The following is a 3,545-nucleotide window of genomic DNA, read 5'->3' as shown; positions in this document are numbered from 1 at the left end:
CCCCGAGTGGGGGACCATGCTGGGGCGCGCCCAGCAGGTCTTTTTCTCTGCGCCGCACATCGGTATTTTCCCCGGTCTCGCTATCCTGCTGAGCGTGTTGGGGTTTAACCTGTTGGGGGATGGTCTGCGCGATGCGCTGGACCCGCGCTTGAAGGATTGACCTATGGGCAGAAACGATTGTCATCTGATGAGCAAGTATCCCTTACTGCGGAAAGAGGAGAAATGGAGAAGAGGGTTCCCATGACGGAGCAAACACAACCGCTGGAAGAGGTACCGTCGCAAAGCCGGCTGTTGGGCCGGCTGGCCGCCGTGGACCGTTGGTGGCTGTTGGTGCTGGCCGTTATCGGTTTGATCATCTTGCTTATTAAAGCCAGCCCCCATCCCTACGCAGAGATCTTCAATTTCCTCACCGACGGCATCGTCACGACCCTGCAGATCACCTTGACATCCTTTATCTTCATCCTCATCGTCGGGATGTTCGGGGGGCTGGGCCGGCTCTCGCGGAGCTGGCTCATCAAGGGCATCGCCTCGCTGTACGTGGAGATCATTCGCGGCATCCCTCTGCTGGTACAGCTCCTTTTCATCTGGTTCGCCCTGCCGCAGATTTTCGAGAAGATCGGCAATCTGCTGATGCCGCACTGGCCCAATGCCGGCCAGTGGTTCATTGACCTCAAGCTTCAGCCCTTCACTGCGGCGGTGCTCGGCATCACCATTTGCTACGGCGCGTATATGTCCGAGATTTTCCGCGCCGGCATCCAGTCCATCCACCACGGACAGATGGAGGCCGCCCGCTCCCTGGGCATGACCTATGTCCAGGCCATGCGCTATGTCATCCTGCCCCAAGCGGTGCGCGTCATCCTTCCGCCGGTGGGCAACGAGTTTGTCACCCTGCTCAAGGACTCATCGCTGGTGTCGGTGCTGGCCGTCGCGGACCTGACCCGCCGCGGGCGGGAATATATGTCGCGCACCTTCCTGAGCCTCGAGACCTGGACCATGGTGGCGCTGATATACCTAGTGCTGACCCTGACCTTTACCCGCCTGACCAGCGCCCTGGAGCGCCGCATGTCCCTGGGCCAGCGGCGGTAAAGAAAGTAAGGTGACAGTCACCCGATAGGTGACTGTCACCTGGGACATATTGAGAAGGCGAGGAAGAAAATGGAGAAAGAAGGGAAAGGTACGTCCCAAAAGATGATAGAGATCATCAACGTCTGCAAGAGCTTCGGCCGGGTGCGGGCGCTGATTGATGTGACCATGCATGTCAACCGCGGTGAGGTGGTGGTCATCATCGGGCCCAGCGGCTCCGGCAAAAGCACCCTCCTGCGCTGTATCAACCACCTGGAAGTGCTGGACTCGGGCACCATTATCGTGGACGGCATCCCCCTCACCGATGAGAAGACGAATATCAACGCCGTGCGCGCCGAAGTGGGCATGGTGTTTCAGCAGTTCAACCTCTTCCCGCACCTGACGGCGCTGGAGAACATCACCCTGGCACAGCGCGTGGTGCGCAAGCGGAGCAAGGAAGAGGCGGAGCACATCGCCTATGAACTGCTGAAGAAAGTGGGCATTCCCGAAAAGGCGCATGCCTATCCCATGCAGCTTTCGGGCGGGCAACAGCAGAGGGTGGCCATTGCCCGGGCATTGGCCATGCAGCCGAAGATCATGCTCTTTGACGAGCCGACCAGCGCGCTGGACCCGGAGATGATCAAGGAGGTGCTGGATGTGATGCTGGACCTGGCGCGCGAGGGCATGACCATGGTGGTGGTCTCCCATGAGATGGGCTTTGCCCGGGCGGCGGCGGACCGCATCATCTTCATGGACGCCGGCCGCATCATCGAAGAGACGACCCCGGAAGAGCTGTTCACCGCGCCGAAGCACGAGCGCACGCGCCAGTTCCTGAGCAAGATCCTGCACTAGCCGGCCTATGTCGCTCCTGCCCTTCCTGTTGGAAGCCGTGCTGATCTCCCTTTCCGGCGTGATGGCCCCCGGCCCGATTACCACAGTGGTGGTGGGCAAGGGGAGCGAATCGCCGCACGCCGGCGCGCTGGTGGCCGTCGGCCACGGCATCGTCGAGTTCCCCCTCATGCTGGCGGTGCTGTACGGCGCCGGCCGCCTCTTCGGCATCCCGGCCGTGAAGGCCGGCATCGCCATCGCCGGCGGCATCTTCATGCTGTACATGGGCGTGGACATGTTCCGGGCGTTGGTCCGTTTCACGGATGCCCAACCCCTGGCCGCCCATCACTCCCCGCTGGCCGCCGGCCTCCTCCTCAGCCTGGGCAACCCGTACTTCCTGGTCTGGTGGGGCACGGTCGGGGCGGCGCTGGTACTGCGCGCAGTGGCATTCGGCCTGCTGGGGTTCCTGGCCTTCGCCGTCGTCCACTGGCTGTGCGATTTCTGCTGGTACTACTTTTTATCCGCGGTGACGTACCGGGGCGGGAAGTTCCTGGGGAAGCGCTTTCAGCAGGTCCTGCTGGCGGCCTGCGGGGCATTCCTTCTCTTTTTCGGTGCGCGGTTCATTTTCGACGGCATCACCGCCTGGCCGGCATAGGCCAGGCCCCGCTCACTGCCGGCCGGCGTCCTCAAAGCCCAGGTAGTACACGGCGGCGGCCAGGTACACCCGCGCAGCCCGCACCACGTCGCGCAGGCTGACATATTCCGGGTTGGCGAGGTACCGCTCCCGGTTCGTGCCGTGATAGACGGTGGGGATGCCGTACTCGCCGGCGGTCTTGGAAGCATCTCCTACATCCAGAAAGCCCCCCAGCGGCAGGTCCTGATCCGTCACCAGGGAATATGCCCGGCGCAGGGCCTGGATGATCGGCTCGCGCTCGTGCAGACGGAAGCCCAACCCGAGGACGTTGACCTGACATTCGATCTTGGCGCGGGTGCGGGCCTGCAGTTCCTGCTGGAGCAGGAGGAATTCCCCCACAATCTCATGCTCGGTCTTGCCGGGGCTGAAGCGGCGCGTGCCGGCGATGGCGCATTCCGCCGGCACGCGCTCCGGCTCGTCGCCGGCGTGGATACTGCCCACCTGCACCGTCTCCGGCCCGATGTACGGCCACGCGACCTGCCCAAGCTCCTCGTTCCAGCGTTCCAGGCGCTCCAGGATAATCCAGCTCTCCCAGATGGGATGCGGCGCGTCCGCCGGCGTGTACAACTCGTGCATGGGCTCCCCCTCTTGCCGCACCCTCCAGCGGAACTGGGCACATCCTCGGCCGGCCACCGGCACGTAGCGGTGCGGGCCGGCGGCGCAGATGACGGCGTTGCCCAGGCTCCCATGCCGTGCCAGGGCGTCCAGCCCCTCGCGCCGGCCGGGCGGCTCGTGCAGGGTATGGATGACCGCCTGGAGCCGGCCGCGCAAGCGGTAGGGGGAGGATGCCAGGACGCGCAATGCCTCGGTGATGGCCGCAACCCCGCTTTTGCCCTCCGCGCACCCTCGGCCGTAGATAAGCCCCCCTTCCTGGTACGCCGGCGGATGGTCCAGCGGCCGATGGTCAAGGTGCCCGAGCAGGGTGAGGGTGGGGCCGACGCCGGCGCTGGGCAGGGAGATG

The 3,545-nt window shown here is 64.1% G+C and carries 5 protein-coding genes; 4 read left to right on the top strand and 1 reads right to left on the bottom strand.

Annotated features, from left to right (window positions below; genetic code table 11):
• From H5T60_12815 to H5T60_12800, 4 genes are all read left to right on the top strand, one after another.
• The coding region (locus H5T60_12815; protein ID MBC7243310.1) for an ABC transporter permease at positions 1 to 160 on the top strand (160 nt) is incomplete at its 5' end.
• 80 nt (positions 161 to 240) lie between these two features.
• Positions 241 to 1,086, top strand: a complete 846-nt coding sequence (locus tag H5T60_12810) for an amino acid ABC transporter permease (GenBank protein MBC7243309.1) — start codon at positions 241 to 243, stop codon at positions 1,084 to 1,086.
• Between the two features lie 102 nt (positions 1,087 to 1,188).
• Positions 1,189 to 1,914 carry an amino acid ABC transporter ATP-binding protein gene (locus tag H5T60_12805; protein ID MBC7243308.1) on the top strand — a complete coding sequence of 242 codons (726 nt, stop codon included), beginning with the start codon at positions 1,189 to 1,191 and terminating at the stop codon, positions 1,912 to 1,914.
• Positions 1,915 to 1,921: 7 nt separating this feature from the next.
• On the top strand, positions 1,922 to 2,545 hold the full coding sequence (locus H5T60_12800; GenBank protein MBC7243307.1) for a LysE family transporter: 624 nt from the start codon (positions 1,922 to 1,924) through the stop codon (positions 2,543 to 2,545).
• Between the two features lie 12 nt (positions 2,546 to 2,557).
• Here the strand turns inward: H5T60_12800 and H5T60_12795 are convergent.
• The coding region (locus H5T60_12795; protein MBC7243306.1) for a M20/M25/M40 family metallo-hydrolase at positions 2,558 to 3,545 on the bottom strand (988 nt) is incomplete at its 5' end.

The organism is Anaerolineae bacterium, from assembly GCA_014360855.1.
GTDB lineage: Bacteria > Chloroflexota > Anaerolineae > JACIWP01 > JACIWP01 > JACIWP01.
The sequence above is the reverse complement of the archived record's forward strand: the minus strand, read 5'-3'. Positions and strand labels throughout refer to the sequence as shown.

What these genes read in the sequence shown, in the direction of transcription:
- H5T60_12810 (MBC7243309.1), top strand. Translation starts at nt 241, where the DNA reads ATGACGGAGCAAACACAACCGCTGGAAGAGGTACCGTCGCAAAGCCGG.
- H5T60_12805 (MBC7243308.1), top strand. Translation starts at nt 1,189, where the DNA reads ATGATAGAGATCATCAACGTCTGCAAGAGCTTCGGCCGGGTGCGGGCG.
- H5T60_12800 (MBC7243307.1), top strand. Translation starts at nt 1,922, where the DNA reads ATGTCGCTCCTGCCCTTCCTGTTGGAAGCCGTGCTGATCTCCCTTTCC.